The organism is Streptomyces sp. NPDC017940, from assembly GCF_044328435.1.
GTDB lineage: Bacteria > Actinomycetota > Actinomycetes > Streptomycetales > Streptomycetaceae > Streptomyces.
This window is the reverse complement of the sequence record NZ_JBIRHJ010000007.1, coordinates 170431-185986: the sequence shown is the minus strand read 5'-3', so window position 1 is coordinate 185986 and position 15556 is coordinate 170431. Positions and strand designations below refer to the sequence as shown.

15 protein-coding genes and 1 pseudogene are annotated in these 15556 nt (G+C 74.5%); 10 read left to right on the top strand and 6 right to left on the bottom strand.

The features are described from left to right. The first annotated feature begins 189 nt into the window (after window positions 1-189). From ACH4DX_RS24455 to ACH4DX_RS24445, 3 genes and pseudogenes are all read left to right on the top strand, one after another. Entirely contained in the window at window positions 190-714 is a 525-nt protein-coding gene (locus tag ACH4DX_RS24455) for a nucleotide exchange factor GrpE (protein ID WP_398156688.1), read from the top strand. A 148-nt stretch (window positions 715-862) separates the two neighbouring features. Then, a pseudogene (locus ACH4DX_RS24450) lies at window positions 863-1120 on the top strand (alpha/beta fold hydrolase); the annotation flags it as partial. Window positions 1121-1137: 17 nt separating this feature from the next. After that, window positions 1138-2526: a cytochrome P450 gene (locus tag ACH4DX_RS24445; RefSeq protein WP_398156687.1), complete on the top strand. Its 1389-nt coding sequence runs from the start codon at window positions 1138-1140 to the stop codon at window positions 2524-2526. 6 nt (window positions 2527-2532) lie between these two features. Here ACH4DX_RS24445 and msrB read toward each other — a convergent pair whose 3' ends face one another. The 4 genes from msrB to ACH4DX_RS24425 form a co-directional block, all read right to left on the bottom strand. Further along, window positions 2533-2940, bottom strand: a complete 408-nt coding sequence (gene msrB / locus ACH4DX_RS24440; protein WP_398115553.1) for a peptide-methionine (R)-S-oxide reductase MsrB — start codon at window positions 2938-2940, stop codon at window positions 2533-2535. A gap of 51 nt (window positions 2941-2991) precedes the next feature. Next, window positions 2992-4398, bottom strand: coding sequence for a UDP-N-acetylmuramate--L-alanine ligase (murC, locus tag ACH4DX_RS24435; protein WP_398156686.1), 1407 nt, complete (start codon window positions 4396-4398; stop codon window positions 2992-2994). A 260-nt stretch (window positions 4399-4658) separates the two neighbouring features. After that, window positions 4659-5129 carry an indole-3-glycerol phosphate synthase gene (locus tag ACH4DX_RS24430; RefSeq protein ID WP_398115557.1) on the bottom strand — a complete coding sequence of 157 codons (471 nt, stop codon included), beginning with the start codon at window positions 5127-5129 and terminating at the stop codon, window positions 4659-4661. Window positions 5130-5277: 148 nt separating this feature from the next. Then, entirely contained in the window at window positions 5278-6174 is an 897-nt protein-coding gene (locus tag ACH4DX_RS24425; RefSeq protein ID WP_398156685.1) for a pyrimidine reductase family protein, read from the bottom strand. Window positions 6175-6221: 47 nt separating this feature from the next. Here ACH4DX_RS24425 and zapE point away from each other — a divergent pair, with 47 nt between their 5' ends. Both zapE and ACH4DX_RS24415 read left to right on the top strand, forming a co-directional pair. Beyond that, window positions 6222-7316 carry a cell division protein ZapE gene (zapE, locus tag ACH4DX_RS24420; RefSeq protein WP_398156684.1) on the top strand — a complete coding sequence of 365 codons (1095 nt, stop codon included), beginning with the start codon at window positions 6222-6224 and terminating at the stop codon, window positions 7314-7316. A gap of 568 nt (window positions 7317-7884) precedes the next feature. Beyond that, complete coding sequence (locus ACH4DX_RS24415) at window positions 7885-9327, top strand: alkaline phosphatase PhoX (RefSeq protein ID WP_398156683.1); 1443 nt, start codon at window positions 7885-7887, stop codon at window positions 9325-9327. A 46-nt stretch (window positions 9328-9373) separates the two neighbouring features. On the opposite strand, the gene ACH4DX_RS24410 is transcribed toward ACH4DX_RS24415, so the two are convergent. Continuing rightward, window positions 9374-10714 carry a methyltransferase gene (locus tag ACH4DX_RS24410; protein ID WP_398156682.1) on the bottom strand — a complete coding sequence of 447 codons (1341 nt, stop codon included), beginning with the start codon at window positions 10712-10714 and terminating at the stop codon, window positions 9374-9376. Between the two features lie 254 nt (window positions 10715-10968). On the opposite strand from ACH4DX_RS24410, the gene ACH4DX_RS24405 reads away from it, so the two are divergent. The 5 genes from ACH4DX_RS24405 to ACH4DX_RS24385 all read left to right on the top strand — a co-directional run bounded on the left by ACH4DX_RS24405 (window position 10969) and on the right by ACH4DX_RS24385 (window position 14940). Continuing rightward, a complete protein-coding gene (locus tag ACH4DX_RS24405; protein ID WP_398156681.1) occupies window positions 10969-11919 on the top strand; it encodes a polysaccharide deacetylase family protein in 951 nt (316 codons plus the stop codon). Window positions 11920-11929: 10 nt separating this feature from the next. Continuing rightward, window positions 11930-12184, top strand: coding sequence for a hypothetical protein (locus ACH4DX_RS24400; protein ID WP_398157005.1), 255 nt, complete (start codon window positions 11930-11932; stop codon window positions 12182-12184). Window positions 12185-12319: 135 nt separating this feature from the next. Further along, entirely contained in the window at window positions 12320-13114 is a 795-nt protein-coding gene (locus ACH4DX_RS24395) for a peptidyl-tRNA hydrolase (protein WP_398156987.1), read from the top strand. Between the two features lie 78 nt (window positions 13115-13192). Next, window positions 13193-13843 (top strand): TetR/AcrR family transcriptional regulator, encoded by a 651-nt coding sequence (locus ACH4DX_RS24390; RefSeq protein WP_398156680.1) that lies wholly within the window; start codon window positions 13193-13195, stop codon window positions 13841-13843. Further along, window positions 13840-14940, top strand: coding sequence for an alpha/beta fold hydrolase (locus ACH4DX_RS24385; protein ID WP_398156679.1), 1101 nt, complete (start codon window positions 13840-13842; stop codon window positions 14938-14940). The genes ACH4DX_RS24390 and ACH4DX_RS24385 overlap by 4 nt, the downstream gene beginning before the upstream one ends. Window positions 14941-14961: 21 nt before the next feature. Here the strand turns inward: ACH4DX_RS24385 and ACH4DX_RS24380 are convergent, their stop codons facing one another. After that, window positions 14962-15405, bottom strand: a complete 444-nt coding sequence (locus ACH4DX_RS24380; RefSeq protein WP_398156678.1) for a DUF5959 family protein — start codon at window positions 15403-15405, stop codon at window positions 14962-14964. Window positions 15406-15556: the final 151 nt, after the last annotated feature.

Below are 15556 nucleotides of genomic sequence, written 5' to 3'. Positions count from 1 at the left end.
CCGGAAAGACTCCCCGCTTCCCACCAGAGTTCCGTGAATGCCCTATTCCGGATAAATAGTGCATGGTGCCTCCGGTACGGGTGAGAGATCGGGGATTTCCGGTACACGCGCGGACACCCCCTCTAGGCTGCGGATCCGGTCACCGCCTGCCGTCGGCAGGTGACACCCCCCGTGACAGGAAGCAGGCCCATGAACCCGATGGACCCGCCGGAGCCGCCCGCCCCGGACCCCGACCCCGACGTCCCGTACGCGGTCGCCGCGCTGGCCGCGTACGAGGGCTCCAAGGCGCTCGCCGCCCGCGACGCCGCACACCGCGCGCACATCGAGCGGCTGCTGCTGGTGTGCGCCGACGCGTTGGACGCCTGCGGGCAACTGCTCGCGGACGGGACCCGGCGGGACCCGGCGGAGTACCACCACGGGATCGAACTCGTCGCCCGGCAGCTGGAATCGGCGCTCTCCGCGGAGGGCCTGGAGGTGTTCGGGCAGGCCGGGGAGCGCGCGGCCCCGGCCACCCACCGGATCGTGGAGATGCGCCCCGCACCGCCCGGCGTGGCGGACGACGAGGTCCTGGAGGTGGTGCGGCGCGGGTACCGCTACCAGGGGCAGGTGCTGCGCCCCGCCCGGGTCGTGGTCGCCTCCACCGCGGGCCCCGAGGAAGGCCAGCGCCCGGACCCGCACGGGCCGCCGGACAGCGCGGGGAGCACCCCCGGATGACGGTGACGTCTGTGGTGTCCGCGGCGTCCGCGCTCACGCGCCCTTGCGCGGCCCGGACCGCGCGGCCATCGTGACCGACGTGACCTCATTCATCCTGCCGCACGTACTGGTGGGCGACGGCGCGCACAAGGTCTTCGCCGTCCAGGGTGACGACTTCCACGAGCGGCTCCGGGGCTGTCGGGTGCCCGCGCTCGCCGTCACGGGCGCGCTCGACCCGGTGCTCTCGGCGGAGGTGATGCGGCAGACGTGGCTGACGTGGTTCGCGCGCGGCAAGCTAGTGGAGCTGCCGGGCGCCGGGCACTACGCGATGGACGAGGCGCCGCTGGACCTGATCCGCGCCGTCGAGGACTTCCTGCGGGCGGACGACGGCACGCCGGAGCCTGCACCGGCACGGCACGCCTCCTGACCCGGCGCCCACCCGCCATGCCCCTGCCCCTGCCTCTGCCCGGCGAAGAGCCGACGCCCGGCCAGGACTCCGCCGCCGCCCCCGCACGCGCCCCCGCCACCGTCCCCGTACCCGACGTACCCGACGTCTTCGACCCTCGTGTCTACGCCGATTCCGTCCCGTACGACCGCTACCGCACCCTGCGCGACCACCACCCGGTCGCCCGGCAGGCGGAGGCGGCCGTGCTCGGCTGGCCCGCCGGGCCCGGCTTCTGGGCGGTCACGCGGCACGCGGACGTGACGGCGGTACTCAAGGACGCGACGACGTTCTCCTCGTACCTGGGGGCCACCCAGATCCGCGACCCGGACCCGGCGGACCTGCCGTTCATCCGCCGCATGATGCTCAATCAGGACCCGCGCCCCGGCGCGCGCTCCCGCGCACACGGCGGGAACCCCTCCGGACACCACCGGCTGCGCACCCTGCTTGGCGGGGCGTTCACGCCCCGCCGTGTCGCCAGGTTCGCGGACCTCGCGCGCGAGCGCGCGAGGGAGCTGCTGACCGCCGCCGTCGCGCAGGCCCGCGCCGGGGACGGCACCTGCGACCTCGTCGCCGCGGTCACCGACGACTACGCGCTCCTGAACCTCGCGGATCTGCTGGGCGTCCCGGAGAGCGACCGCGGCCTGCTGCTGCACTGGACGCGGCGCGTCATCGGCTACCAGGACCCCGACGAGGCAGCGGAGGCGGGCGGGACGGTGCTCGGCCGGGACGGGCGGCCGGTGAACCCGCGGTCGCCCGCGATGCTGGCCGACATGCTCGCGTACGCGGGTCGCCTTGCCGCGCACAAGCGGCGCCACCCCGGTGACGACGTGATGACGGCACTGGCGACCACGCCCGGACTGACCACCGCCGAACTGGAGATGTCCTTCTTCCTCCTGACGGTCGCGGGCAACGACACGGTGCGCGGCGCGGCGCCCGGCGGCGCCCTCGCGCTCGCCGGGCACCCGGGTGAGCTGCGCGGGCTGCGGACGGGCGCGGCCCCGCTGCCCGGCGCCGTCGAGGAACTCCTGCGCTGGCACCCTCCGGTGCTGAGCTTCCGGCGGACGGCGGCCAGGGACACGGAACTGGGCGGGCGCCGGATCCGGCGCGGCGACAAGGTGGTGGTCTTCCACGCCGCGGCGAACCGGGACGAGCGGGTGTTCGCGGAGCCGGACCGGCTCGATCTGACGCGGACGCCGAACCCGCACGTGTCGTTCGGCGACGGCCCGCACCTGTGCCTGGGAGCACACTTCGCGCGCCTGCAACTCGGCATCTTCTACGAGGAGCTGCTGGCAGCGGCCCCCGTCCTGCGCCCCGCGGGGGCGCCGCGCCGCCTGGTCTCACACTTCATCAACGGCCTCAAGACACTGCCCGTGCGGCTTGCCGACTGAACGGCGTCAGCTGCCGTCCTCCGACAGGCGCAGCGAGATCGAGTTGATGCAGTACCGCTGGTCGGTGGGCGTCGGATAGCCCTCGCCCTCGAAGACATGGCCGAGGTGGGAGCCGCAGCGCGCGCAGCGGACCTCCGTGCGGACCATGCCGTGGGTGCGGTCCTCGATCAGCTCGACGGCGTCGGAGTCCTTCGGGTCGTAGAAGCTCGGCCAGCCGCAGTGGGACGCGAACTTCTCCTCGGAGGTGAAGAGGTCCGCTCCGCAGGCGCGGCAGGAGTAGACGCCCTTGGTGGTGGTGTCGGTGTACTCACCGCGGAACGCGGGCTCCGTGCCGGCCCGGCGCAGGACCTGGTACTCGGCGGGGGTCAGTTCCGCACGCCACTGCTCGTCGGGCTTCTCGACGTCGTACGACATGGGACATGTCCCCTTCCGGTGCGGTCCGGCCCCGGTGGGGGCCGGGGCGGCTCACTTCGACAGTTCGGCCAGGATCAGCGGGCCGAGGTCGGTGACGTCGCCCGCTCCCATGGTGAGAACGAGATCACCGGGCTCCGCCATTCCCGCGATCACCGCGGGCGCCGCCTCCTTGTCGTGCGCGGCGCGCACGTCGGCGCCCGCCGTGCGGGCGGCGGCGATGATGAGGTCGCTGGTCACGCCGGGGACCGGGTCCTCGCGGGCCGGGTAGATGTCGAGCACCACGGAGGCGTCGGCGAGGGCGAGGGCGGCGCCCATCTCCGTGCCGAGCTCCTGGGTGCGGGAGAACAGGTGCGGCTGGAAGAGCACCAGGAGGCGGGCGTGGCCCGCGCCCGCGGCCGCGGCGCGCATGGCTTCCAGGTCGGCGGTCATCTCCGTCGGGTGGTGCGCGTAGGAGTCGACGACCTGCACGCCCGCGGCCTCGCCCTTGAGCTGGAGGCGGCGCTTCACACCGGTGTACGAGGCCAGGGCCGGGGCCAGCTCGGCGGCCGGGACGCCGAGGGCCGCGCCCGCGGCGAGCGCGGCGACGGCGTTGTGGGCGTAGTGCCTGCCGGGCACGGAGACGGTGAAGCGCAGCTCGGTGCCGTCGACGACGGCGGTGACCTCGCTCTTGAGGCCCTGCGGCGTCACCGCGGTGATCCGCACATCGGCGTCGGCGGACTCGCCGTAGGTGACCACGCGCAGCTCGAGCCTGCTCTTGGCGACCCGCCGCGTGAGCTCTCGGGCGCCCTCCTGGTCGGCGGCGACGACCAGCGTCCCGCCGGGCACGATCCTGTCGGCGAAGGTCTGGAAGGACTCGTGGATCTCGTCCATCGAGGCGTAGTTGGCGTGGTGGTCCAGCTCCACGTTGAGGACGATCGCGACCTCGGGCGCGTACTTGTGGAAGCTGCGGTCGCTCTCGTCGGCCTCCGCCACGAAGATCTCGCCGGTGCCGTGGTCGGCGTTGGAGCCGGGCGCGTCCAGGTCGCCGCCGATCGCGTACGAGGGGTGCAGGCCGAGGGAGGCGAGGCTGACGGCGAGCATCGACGTGGTGGTGGTCTTGCCGTGGGTGCCCGCGACGGCGATCGGGCGCAGGCCGTCCATGAGGGAGGCGAGCGCGTCCGAGCGGTGCACCACGGGAATGCCGAGCTCCTCGGCGCGGGCCAGCTCCGGGTTGTCGGCGCGGATCGCGGAGGAGACGACGACGCAGGTCGCGTCGGCGGCGAGGTGGTCGGCCGCGTGCCCGATGTGGACGCGGGCGCCGAGGGCGCGCAGGGCGTTCGCGGTGGCGGAGTCCTTCGCGTCGCTGCCCGCGACCTTCGCGCCGCGCTGGGCGAGGATCTTGGCGATGCCCGACATTCCGGCGCCGCCGATGCCGATGAAGTGCGGTCGGTCCATGGCGGTGGGAAGGCCGGGGGCCATGTTTCTCTCCCGAGAGGGTGCGACGGTACGTACCGGGCCCACCCTAACCGGGTCTCCCCCGGTCGCCTCGGCCACCCACCGGGCCTGCCGCCCGCCCCGCGAGCCGCCCACCCGGCCCGCGTCCCCCGTCCTTCCCGCGTCCCATCCGTCCCGTGGCCGCCTTCTCGGCTGAGGCTCAAGCTTTTCGGCCTGGCGGCCTCGTCCTCAAACGCCGGACGGGCTGGATCGCTCCCGGCTGGACTGGATCTCCTCCGGCCGGACTACGAACTGTGTGCGAACAGCTTCAGGACCGGGACGCCCACCTTGTGTCGTGCCCGCGAGGCCCAGTCGCGGTGGAAGAACTCCTCCACGAGGTGGGGCTCGGTGAGCACGATGACCTCGTCCGCGCCCACCTCGTCGACCAGCTCCTGGAGGACGTCGAGGGGATGCCGCTCGATCAGCCGCCCCTCCGCCGAGCTGCCCGTCGCCCGCAGGGCCATCAGCGACACCTGGAGCGCCCGCTCCGCGGGGCCCACGGCGTCCTCGCCCTCGGGCACCTCACCCTCGCGGACCGCCTCGTCCAGCTCGCCGAGGGCCACGTCGTCGATGGCCCGAAGGAGTCGGTCCGCCTGGTCGCCGCGAGGCTGGAGCAGCACCTGGAAGGTGACCGGCTCGTCGCCGTGCAGGGTGCTGACGAACTCCACGTCGGCGGACGTGAGAGCCTTCTCGATCATCAATACGCTTGTGAACACGACAGGCGTCCGTCCTTCTCTTCCGTAGCCGCGCGGCCGGCACCTGCGGAAACCATCCTTCTCCCGCCCGGGCCGGGGTCGCGAGACTTAGTGTGCCCCGCGGAAGTGAAACGGAACGGGATATTCCGCTGATTGTCAGATGCGATTGTCAGATGCCCCGCCGGTCCTGTCGGCCGCCCCGCTGGTACCGCGTGTAGAGGAACCCGGCCTCTTCGAGCACGGACGTCAGTACGAATCGGTCGGGCACCGCGAGCCCGGGCCCGCCGGCGATGCGCTGGGCGCTCCCCGCCGCCAGGAGCGGCGCCACCGACAGGCACAGCTCGTCGAGCGCACCGGCCGCGACGAACTGACCGAGCAGCCGCGGCCCTCCCTCGGTGAGCAGCCGGGTCAGCCCCCGCGCGCCGAGCTCCCCGACGACCCGCCCGGGGTCCGCCCCCGCGCCCTCGCCGGCGATCACCACCTCCGCCCCGGCCCGCCGCGCCGCGTCCATCCGGTCGACGGGCGCGGCGGCGCCGGTCACCACGAGGGTGGGCGTGAGCGGGGCGGTGAACAGGGGCAGGGAGAAGTCCAGGTCGAGGCCGGCGCTCACGATCGCGATGGCGGGGGCCGCCGTCTGGCCCGCAGCCGCCCTGCGCGCCGCGAAGGCCTCGCGGGCCCTGGCCGGACGGTAGCCCTCCCGGCGTACCGTTTCCGCACCGACGACCACGGCGTCCGCGAGGGAGCGCAACGTACCGAAGATCCGCATGTCGGTGTCGCTGGACAGGGGCTGGGAGCGGCCGTCGTGCTGGGCCGCGCCGTCGAGGGACGAGACCATGTTGGCGCGCAGCCAGGCGGCGGGCCCGGCCGGTCCCGCCTCGGGGTAGGCGTAGGCGTCGGCGAGTTCGTCGAGGGACCACTCGCGGTCGTCCAGGGACCGTCCGCCCCGGTCCCGGGACGTCCCGTGGCCGCGCGGGGCCCCCTCGCGGCCCTCGGGCGCGGCGTCCGGAGCGCTCTCCGCCGAGGTCGGCGCGGGTGTGTGGTCGGTCACAGGGAACAGGCGTCGCATGCCGGGCAGTCTTACACGGCGCCGATACGGCTCTACAGTGGAGAACCGTGTCAGCCACCCCCCCTGCCGCCGGGCAGAGCACCGTACCCGAAGCGGTCCCCGCGTCCCTGAGCGCCCGCGAGCCGCAGGTGCCCGCGGACCGTCTCGTCGCCGAGATGGTGCCGCCGCCGCGGTTCGACTCGGCCCGCTTCGCCACCTATATACCGGACCCGGGACAGCCGAGCCAGGCCGAGGCCGTGCGCGTCCTCAGCGGCTTCGCGGAGGGGCTCGGCGGGGCGCACGCGACGGGCGCGGGCAAGCGGCGCTGGTTCGCGCGCGCGAAGCAGTCGGCGCCCGCCGGGCCGCGGGGCGTCTATCTCGACGGGGGCTACGGCGTCGGCAAGACCCACCTCCTCGCGTCCCTGTGGCACGCCACTCCCGCCGAGCCCGCGCTCAAGGCCTTCGGCACGTTCGTGGAGCTGACCAACCTCGTCGGCGCCCTCGGCTTCCAGCAGACCGTACGTACGCTCAGTGGGCACCGCCTGCTGTGCATCGACGAGTTCGAGCTGGACGACCCGGGCGACACCGTCCTGGTGTCGTCCCTGCTCGGCAAGCTCGTCGACGCGGGGGTGGCGCTCGCCGCGACCTCCAACACGCTGCCGGGCAAGCTGGGCGAGGGCCGGTTCGCCGCCGCCGACTTCCTGCGCGAGATCCAGGGGCTCTCGGCGCACTTCAAGGCCCTGCGCATCGACGGTGAGGACTATCGCCACCGCGGGCTTCCCGCGGCTCCGGCCCCGTACTCCGAGGAGCAGGTCACCAAGGCCGCGTACGCGACGCGGGGCGCGAGCCTCGACGGCTTCCCGCAGCTGCTCGGGCACCTGGCGCGCGTGCACCCCAGCCGTTACGGCGCCCTGACCGACGGCCTCACCGCCGTGTGCCTCACGGACGTCACGCCGGTGCCCGACCAGTCGACGGCGCTGCGCCTGGTCGTCCTGGCCGACCGTCTCTACGACCGTGAGGTGCCGGTGCTGGCCTCGGGTGTGCCGTTCGACGAGCTCTTCAGCGAGGAGATGCTGAACGGTGGTTACCGGAAGAAGTACTTCCGTGCCATCTCCCGCCTGACCGCGCTGGCACGCGACGCAAAGCCCCTGACAGCCCCCTGAACCCCGGCCCCGTCCCGGCCCCGGCCCGGGGGGCGCGCACTCTCCTCCACCTGCGGCCCCGCTCGGGCTGGCCGCGCAGTTCCCCGCGCCCCCAAGGGGGCACATGGTGCGCACCCTTTTCGGCTGCGGACCCGCTCGGGCTGATCGCGCAGTTCCCCGCGCCCCTGACGGGGCCCGCCACGCACCGCCAGGCCGAACGCGCCCCCAAAGGGGCGCGGGGAACTGCGCGACCAGCCACGACGCGCCCGCAGGCGAAAGACCCACCCCCGAGCCGTCCCCCGAAGGGGCACAAGGTGCGCACCTTCCTCGGGTGCGGATCCGCTAAGGCTGGTCGCGCAGTTCCCCGCGCCCCTGACGGGGCCCGCCACCCACCGCCCGGCCGAACGCGCCCCTGACGGGGCCCGACCGGACGCGCCCCGAAGGGGCGCGGGGAACTGCGCGACCAGCCACGACGCGCCCGCAGGCGAAAGGAACGCCCCGAACCGGGCCCGCGTTCAAACCCTCGTGCGAGGCAGCCCTGCGTGGTACACACATGCGACCAGTTCCTGTCCGCCAGCAGGAGGTTGCCATGCCCGACACCGACACGTCCGCGACCGACACGTCCGCGACCGGAACGTCCTCGACGGAGAGGCCCCCCGGCCAGCCGTCCGCCACAAGGCGCCAAGTACTCGCCCGCACGGGCGCGATCACCGCGTCCATCGCCTTCACCGGCACCCTCTCGGAACTCTTCACGGGCACCGCCACCGCGGCCACCCGCGGCACCGGCGGCTACGGCCCGCTCATACCCGACCCGGACGGCCTCCTCGATCTGCCGAAAGGTTTCCGCTATCGGGTCCTCTCCCGTGAGGGGGACGACCTGCGCTCGGGCGAGGGCAAGGTGCCGGGCGCGCACGACGGGATGGCCGCGTTCGCGGGCCGGCGCGGCGGTGTGCACCTGGTGCGCAACCACGAGAACCGCGCGACGGCGAAGCTCGGCGTCCCGACGGTCAAGGGCCTGACCTACGACCCGGCGGCCAAGGGCGGCTGCACGGCGCTCGCGCTCGACCGGCGCGGCCGGGTGGTGGACGAGCGGGTCGCCATCGCCGGTACCGCCGTCAACTGCGCGGGCGGCCCCACCCCCTGGGGCACCTGGCTGACCTGCGAGGAGACCGAGGACAAGGCCGGTACGAACGGCTACACCAAGGATCACGGCTTCGTCTTCGAGGTCGACCCCGTGGACCCGCGGCGCTCGGGGGCGATTCCGCTGACCGCCCTGGGCCGCTTCCAGCACGAGGCGGTCGCGGTCGACCCGTGGCGCGGCGTCGTCTACGAGACGGAGGACGCCTTCCAGCGGCCCTTCGGCCTGTTCTACCGCTTCCTGCCGGACAGGCCCGGGGGCGGCAGGGGCTCGCTGCGCGCGGGCGGCAGGCTCCAGGCGATGCGGGTGCCGGGCGTCGCGGACCTGTCCGCCGTACAGGAGCCGGGCACGTCGTTCGACCGCGTCACGTGGGCGGACGTACCGGACCCGCTGGCCGCCGAGACCCCCGTACGCCACCAGGACTTCGGCCCGAAGGGGATCACGCACGCGCAGAAGCTGGAGGGCTGCTACTGGGGCGGCCGCTGCGTGTACTTCGTCTCCAGCTACGCGCGCAGCGCGGAGGGCTCGGCCGCCGACCACTACGGCCAGGTGTGGCGGTACGACCCGGCGCGGCGCCGCCTCACGCTCGTGATCGTGTTCGGCCCCGGCACCGACGTCCAGCTGCCCGGCGAGTCTCCGGACAACATCTGCCTCGCCGCCGGCGGCGGCCTGATGGTGTGCGAGGACGGCGGCGGCATCCAGCACGTGTACGGCGTGACGCGCGGCGGCGAGGTCTACGCGATGGCGCGCAACGCGCAGAACACGGGCACACCCGACAAGCCGGAGTGGGGCGAGTTCGCGGGCGTCACCTTCTCGCCGGACGAGGACACGATGTACGTGAACTGCTACACGCCCGGTACGACGTTCGCGGTGACGGGGCCCTGGCGCAGGTAGCGTCCGTCCGCCGCCCCGTCACGGAACCTGCGTGCGGGGCGGCGGCTCAGCCTGCCGGGGCGAGCCGCCACAGGGAGGTGACCTCGGCGGCGCGAGCCGCGTGCAGGGGGTCCGAGGCGTCGCTCGCGCGGGGGTGGCGCGGCTTGGCGTCGAGCCGGTCGACGACCCGCAGACCGGCCGCGCGGAAGGCCTCGTCGAGCTCGTCGCGGGAGCGCAGACCGAGGTGTTCGGCGAGGTCGGAGAGGATCAGCCAGCCCTCTCCCTCCGGCTTGAGACGGTCGGCGAGCCCGGCGAGGAAGGCCCGCAGCATCGCGCTGTCGGGGTCGTACACGCCCTGCTCCACGGCGGAGGTCGGGCGCGCCGGGAGCCACGGCGGGTTGCACACGACCAGGTCGGCACGGCCCGCGGGATACAGAGCACCGCTGTCCGTGACCTCCACCCGGTCGCCGATGCCCAGCCGCGCCACGTTGTCGCGCGCGCACGCGAGGGCGCGGGGGCTGCTGTCGGTGGCGACGATCCGGCCGATGCCCCTGCGGGCGAGGACGGCGGCGAGCACGCCGGTCCCGGTGCCGAGGTCGAAGGCGGTGGCCGCCGCGGGGGCGCGGTGGGCCGCGGGGGGCAGCGGGGCAGCGGCGACGAGGTCCACGTACTCGCCCCGGACCGGCGAGAACACGCCGTAGTGCGGGTGGATGCGGCCGTCGACCGCCGGTACCGGTACGCCCTTGCGGCGCCACTCGTGGGCGCCGATCACCCCGAGGAGTTCGCGCAGCGACACGACGGTGCGCCGCCGCGGCGTGCCGTAGGCCTCCGTGCAGGCCGCCCGCACGTCGGGGGCGCGGCGCAGCGCGAGGCCGTGGTCGTCCTCCAGGACGACGAGCAGCATGCCGAGCACCCTGGCCCGGTGGCCGCGGGCCTGCCGGTGCCGGTGGAACGTCTCGGCAGGGGTGGCGCCGGGTTTCGGCGCGAGCCGGTCCAGGCGGCTGCCGAGGGCGCGCAGCAGCTGCCGGGCGCCCTGGTAGTCGCCGCGCCACAGCAGCGCGGTGCCCTCACAGACGAGGCGGTAGGCCACGGCGGCCTTCATGCGGTCGTCGGCGACGGTGACGCGACGGGACGCGGGCAGTCCGCTCTCGGAGTGCCAGTGGGCGGTGTACGTGAGGGGGGCGGGGGTGGCTTCCGTGTCGGCGTGGGCGTCTCGGGGGCCGTCCCCCGGGGCCGCCTTGTCCCCTCGCCTCGCCCGCCCCGGGGGACGGACGTCTTCGGACCATGTGATGTCGGGGGCGTCGGCGCTCCCGGTGGCATCGGCGCTGCTGGGGGCGTCGGCGCTGCCGGGAACGCCGGAGGTGTCGGCCTTGCCGGGGGTGTCGGGGGTGTCGGCGGGCTCGGACATCGACGGCTCGTCAACCTCTCGGTGGTCGCGGTGGGCGGGGCCCGGAGACGTGCGGCGACCGGGAAGCGCCTCAGGACGATTCCACAGCCGGTCCCCCCTGGCAAACCCGGCCCCACCGCGCCGGCGCGGGTCGGCGAGGCCGGCGGATCGTCACCGCTACGGCCCGCGCTCCGGCCCCCGGCCTGTCCGGTGTACGGGTGAGTTCGAGGACCCGCCTACCCCATTAATCCTATTTACCCATATATCTTCGCGGCGTGATCATTCGCGCACGGACCCGGAACACCCGTACCGCCCTGGCCCTCCTGGCCACGGCCACCCTCTCCCTGGCGGCCTGCACCGCGGCCCCCTCCCCCACGCCGCACCAGCGCCTCGCGGCCACCCCGAAGGACCGGACCGCGCCCGCCGGGCGTCAGGCGCCGACCCTGGCCCCCGGCCCGCAGGGCCTGACCCCGGTCTTCACCAGCGCGCCGCGCACCGAGCAGGCGTCCCGCGGCTCGGCGAGGGCGGCGCCCACCGTCGCCCTCACCTTCGACGCGGACATGACGGCCGACCAGGGCCCGCGTGCCGCGGCGGGCGAACACTTCGACAACCCGCCCCTCGTGGACGCCCTGCGCCACCTGAAGGTCCCCGCGACGTTCTTCATGACGGGCCGCTGGGCCGAGCAGTACCCGGCGCAGACCAGGGACATCGGCAGGGATCCCCTCTTCGAGGTCGCGAACCACTCGTACAGCCACTACGCCTTCACCCCCCGCTGCTACGGCCTGCCCACCGTCGCCCCCAACCGCATGCGCGCCGAGGTGGAGCGCACCTTCACCGCCTTGCGCGAGTCGGGCGTGGAGCGTCCGGTGCCGTACTTCCGCTTCCCCGGCGGCTGTCACGACCAGCGGGCGCTGCGGGAGCTCGCGCCCACCGGTGTGACGGCGGTGCAGTGGGACGTGGTGGGCGGCGACGCGTTCGCCAAGGACCCCGAGGCGGTGGCGCGGCAGGTCCTCCAGGGGGTGCGGCCGGGTTCGGTCGTCGTCCTGCACTGCACCCGCAGCGCCGCGCCCGCGACCGAGCACGCCGTCCGCATCATCGTCCCTGAACTGCGTAAGCGCGGCTTCCGCTTCGTCCGGGTGTCGGAGCAGATCGGCGCCGCGCGGGGGGCGTCCGACGCCCGGCGGGACGGGGTGGCGGCCGGGCCCCCTGCCGCCACCCCGAACTAGGCTGGCGGTCATGGCCGAGCTTCCGGACGACACCGCCGTCACTGACGCCACCGCTGAGACGGACGCCGTTGACGCTACCGCCGACGGTTACTGCCCGCCGGGGCCGCCGGGTCCGCCCGTCCCGCCTCCCGTGGCCGGCGGCCCGCCGTTCGCGGAGTGCGTGCTGTGCCGGAAGCCCACGGAGTACCCGGAGTCGTACCGGGGCGTCACCCTGTGTCCGGTCTGCGAGTGGCAGGAGGCGGAGCGCTCGGCGTGCTCGGGCTGACGTCGCGGGCGGACAGGGGCCGGTCCTCCGACCGCGAAGGTCACGCCCCCGGGCCGCCCCCGCCCCCTCGGCCGCCCGGCAGCCACCCCGCAGACCCGGCCGGCGCCCTGGCAGACTGGGCGCGTGACCAGCAACGTGCCCCGTTCCACCGCCTCCGGTGGCGTCCCGCAGGACGGTCCGGAGGAAGCCCCGCCGAACGCTCCCGGCAGCCGCCCCGCGCAGTCCGCGCCCGCTTCGGCCCACCCGCGCGACGACGCCCCTCAGTTCGTCCTGCCCCTGGTGGTCCGCATGGAGCGCGCGGCGCCCCCGGCCCGTACGGACGCTGTAGAGACGGCGGCCCGCGCGGTCCTCACGATCCTCAGTGACGAGCGGTCGCTCGGCGACGGCGTGTGGTCCCGGGCGATGCGGGACTGGCAGGACGCGCGCATCCGCAAGGTGGTGCGCAGGGCGCGCGGCGCGGAGTGGCGGCGTGCGGAGGCGCTCCCAGGCATCACGGTCACCGGCAAGTCGGCCGAGGTACGTGTCTTCCCGCCGGTGCCCCTGGACGGCTGGCCCAAGGACCTGGCCCGCCTCCAGGTCTCCGGCACCGAGCTCGACGACCCGGACCCCGTACCGGAACCCGACCCGGCGGCGCCCGTCCTCTGGCTGAACCCGCACGTCTCCATGTCGGCGGGCAAGACGATGGCCCAGGCGGGGCACGGCGCCCAACTGGCGTGGTGGGAGCTGTCCGCGTCGGACCGCACGGCCTGGCGCGATGCGGGCTTCGCCCTGTCCGTCCGCACCGCGTCCCCGTCCCGCTGGGCCGAACTGGTCCGCGCCGGACTGCCGTTGGTACGGGACGCGGGCTTCACGGAGATCGCCCCCGGGGAGACCGTCGTGGCCGAGGGAGGCAGCCACCTCTGCCCGCTCCCTCGGAAGGACCGCCCCTAAACCCCGGCCTCTTGCGAAATCCATAGCCTCCTCTGCATTTAAAGCACTCTCTACTTTTCGGTGAAGGGCGTGCTGTAGATGTGTGCTCGGACGCGGACGGAGGAGGACGGGCAGGGGCGGGGGCTGCGCGCCCGGCACAAGGCCGAGCGGCGGAGCCGGATCCTGGACGCGGCGCGGGAACTCCTGCGGGCGGAACCGGAGTCGGTGCTCAGCACGGAGCGGATCGCCGAGCGGGCACAGGTGGCCCCGGCGACCGTGTACAACCTGATCGGGCCGCGCGACAAGGTCTGGGAGGCGCTCGCCGCCGGGTTCACGGACGAACTCGACCGGCGTCTCGCGCTCCTCGGCACCGATGACCCGCGCGATGTCGTCGAGTCGACCGTCCGGCTGTTCGTCGACGATCCGGTCGTGTCGCGTCGCCTGGTGCGCGAGTGGGAGCAGAGCGGCCTGGTGCTCGACCGCAGTCCGCTCACCCAGCTCCGCCGGGCGCTGGCGGACGCCCGCGCCCGGGGCGTCCTGCACGCGGACGCCGACACGGACGCGCTGGCCTCCGTGGTGGGCGCCGGGTGCGTGGGTGCGCTGCACCAGTGGGTGGCCGCGCAAATCGACGACGAACGGTTCCTGGCACGCGCGCTGCTGGCGCTCGACGTCTCGCTGGCAGCGGCGGCCGCGGACTCCCACCGCGACCGGCTCCTCGCGCCGCTCCGCTCCCGGGGCGGCTCGGCATGACGCCCGACGGGTCCGTGCCGCCCCGGTCCCACCGCTTCACGGGCCGCGACGGGGTCCTGCTCACGGCGGACGTGTGGGGCGAGGCGTCCTCACCCCCGCTTCTCCTGCTGCACGGCGGGGGCCAGACACGGCACGCCTGGGGCAGGACCGGCCCCCGTCTGGCCGCGCTGGGGTGGCGGGTCGTGGCCCCGGACCTGCGCGGGCACGGCACCAGCGAGTGGTCGGCCGACGGTGCCTACGACCTCGGCCTGTTCGCCGACGACGTCCGGGCACTCGTCGACACGCTCGCCGGACCCGCCTGCCCGCCGGTGCTCGTCGGCGCCTCCCTCGGCGGCCTGGGTGCCCTGCTGGCCGCCGGGGAGGAACCGAGGGCGGCGGTGCGCGCCCTGGTGCTCGTCGACGTGGCCCACCGGCCCGATCCCCGCGGGGTGCGCCGGATCGTCGAGTTCATGCGGGGGCGGCCGGACGGTTTCGCGGGCGTCGAGGAGGCGGCGGAGGCGGTCTCGGCGTACCTGCCGCACCGGCCGCGTCCGGACGGGCCGCACCGGCCGCGTTCGGACGGGCCCGAGGGCACGCGGGGCCCGCAGGACCCGCAGGGTTCACCGAGCCCGCAGGGTTCACCGAGCCCGCAGGGTTCACCGAGCCCGCAGGGCGCAAGGGGCCCACAGGGCTCACCCGGTACGAAGGACTCTCAGGTCCCGCAGGGTTCAACGAACCCGCAGGACGCAAAGGGCCCACAGGGCTCACCCGGCACGCAGGGCTCTCAGGGCCCGCAGGGCCTGCGGAACAACCTGCGCCGCCGGGGCGACCGCTGGGTCTGGCACTGGGACCCCCGGCTGCTCGACAGCTTCGAGGGGCGCATGGACCCGCCCGGCATGGCGGACCGCCTCCTGGAGGCCGCCCGCCGCACCCCCGCACCCCTCCTGCTCGTCCGCGGCGCGATCAGCGACGTCGTACGCGACGACATCGCCCAGGAGTTGTGCGCGCACGTCCCCCACGCCCGCCGCGTCGAGGTACCCGGTGCGGGCCACATGGTGGCGGGCGACCGGAACGACCACTTCCTGGACGCCATCGCCCCGTTCCTGCCGGCGCCCTGAGCCCCGGCACGGCCCCGCCCGTCAGCCCCGCAGCGCCCCGTCCACGGGCCATGTCCGCAGGGTCTCGTCCAGGCGCTCGTACGCCTCGTCGAACCACTCGTCCGTGAGCGTGACGGTCGCTGTCACCGAGGTGCGGGACATCGTGTGGTCGGTGATCGTGACGTGGGCGAGCTCGCCGTCCGGGTCGAGTTCGACGGAGAGCTCCGGGTCGCGCCGGCCCGCGCGCCAGGTCCGGTCGTCGCCGCCGTCCAGGGCGTCGAGGGTCTCGCGCCACTCGGTGAGGTCCTCGGGCGACACCGATGTGGCCAGCGAACCCCGCACGAAGGCCGTGTCGACGAGGATCTCGCCGACGAGCACTTCGACGCCGGAACGCCCCGGCGTCGGGCGCTTCCCCGTGATGCGGACGGTCACGCTGTTGTCCTCGCCCTCCAGGCGGATCAGGTCGATCGACTCCTCTGACGCCATGGCCCCTCCCAAGTTCGCCGTGCTCGCCGCGTTCGCCGTATTCATCGCGTTCGTCGCGTTCGTCGCGTTCCCCGTGCACACCGCGACGCGCCCTGCACCGCTCGCGATGGCCTGTCCTGTGGACCCTAGACGACGGCACTGACAACGCCGC

Coding starts and splice junctions, on each gene's coding strand:
- ACH4DX_RS24390 (WP_398156680.1), top strand. CDS start 13,193: ATGTGTGCTCGGACGCGGACGGAGGAGGACGGGCAGGGGCGGGGGCTG.
- msrB (WP_398115553.1), bottom strand. CDS start 2,940: ATGTCGTACGACGTCGAGAAGCCCGACGAGCAGTGGCGTGCGGAACTG.
- ACH4DX_RS24445 (WP_398156687.1), top strand. CDS start 1,138: ATGCCCCTGCCCCTGCCTCTGCCCGGCGAAGAGCCGACGCCCGGCCAG.
- ACH4DX_RS24400 (WP_398157005.1), top strand. CDS start 11,930: ATGGCCGAGCTTCCGGACGACACCGCCGTCACTGACGCCACCGCTGAG.
- murC (WP_398156686.1), bottom strand. CDS start 4,398: ATGGCCCCCGGCCTTCCCACCGCCATGGACCGACCGCACTTCATCGGC.
- ACH4DX_RS24455 (WP_398156688.1), top strand. CDS start 190: ATGAACCCGATGGACCCGCCGGAGCCGCCCGCCCCGGACCCCGACCCC.
- ACH4DX_RS24425 (WP_398156685.1), bottom strand. CDS start 6,174: ATGCGACGCCTGTTCCCTGTGACCGACCACACACCCGCGCCGACCTCG.
- ACH4DX_RS24385 (WP_398156679.1), top strand. CDS start 13,840: ATGACGCCCGACGGGTCCGTGCCGCCCCGGTCCCACCGCTTCACGGGC.
- ACH4DX_RS24410 (WP_398156682.1), bottom strand. CDS start 10,714: ATGTCCGAGCCCGCCGACACCCCCGACACCCCCGGCAAGGCCGACACC.
- ACH4DX_RS24380 (WP_398156678.1), bottom strand. CDS start 15,405: ATGGCGTCAGAGGAGTCGATCGACCTGATCCGCCTGGAGGGCGAGGAC.
- ACH4DX_RS24415 (WP_398156683.1), top strand. CDS start 7,885: ATGCCCGACACCGACACGTCCGCGACCGACACGTCCGCGACCGGAACG.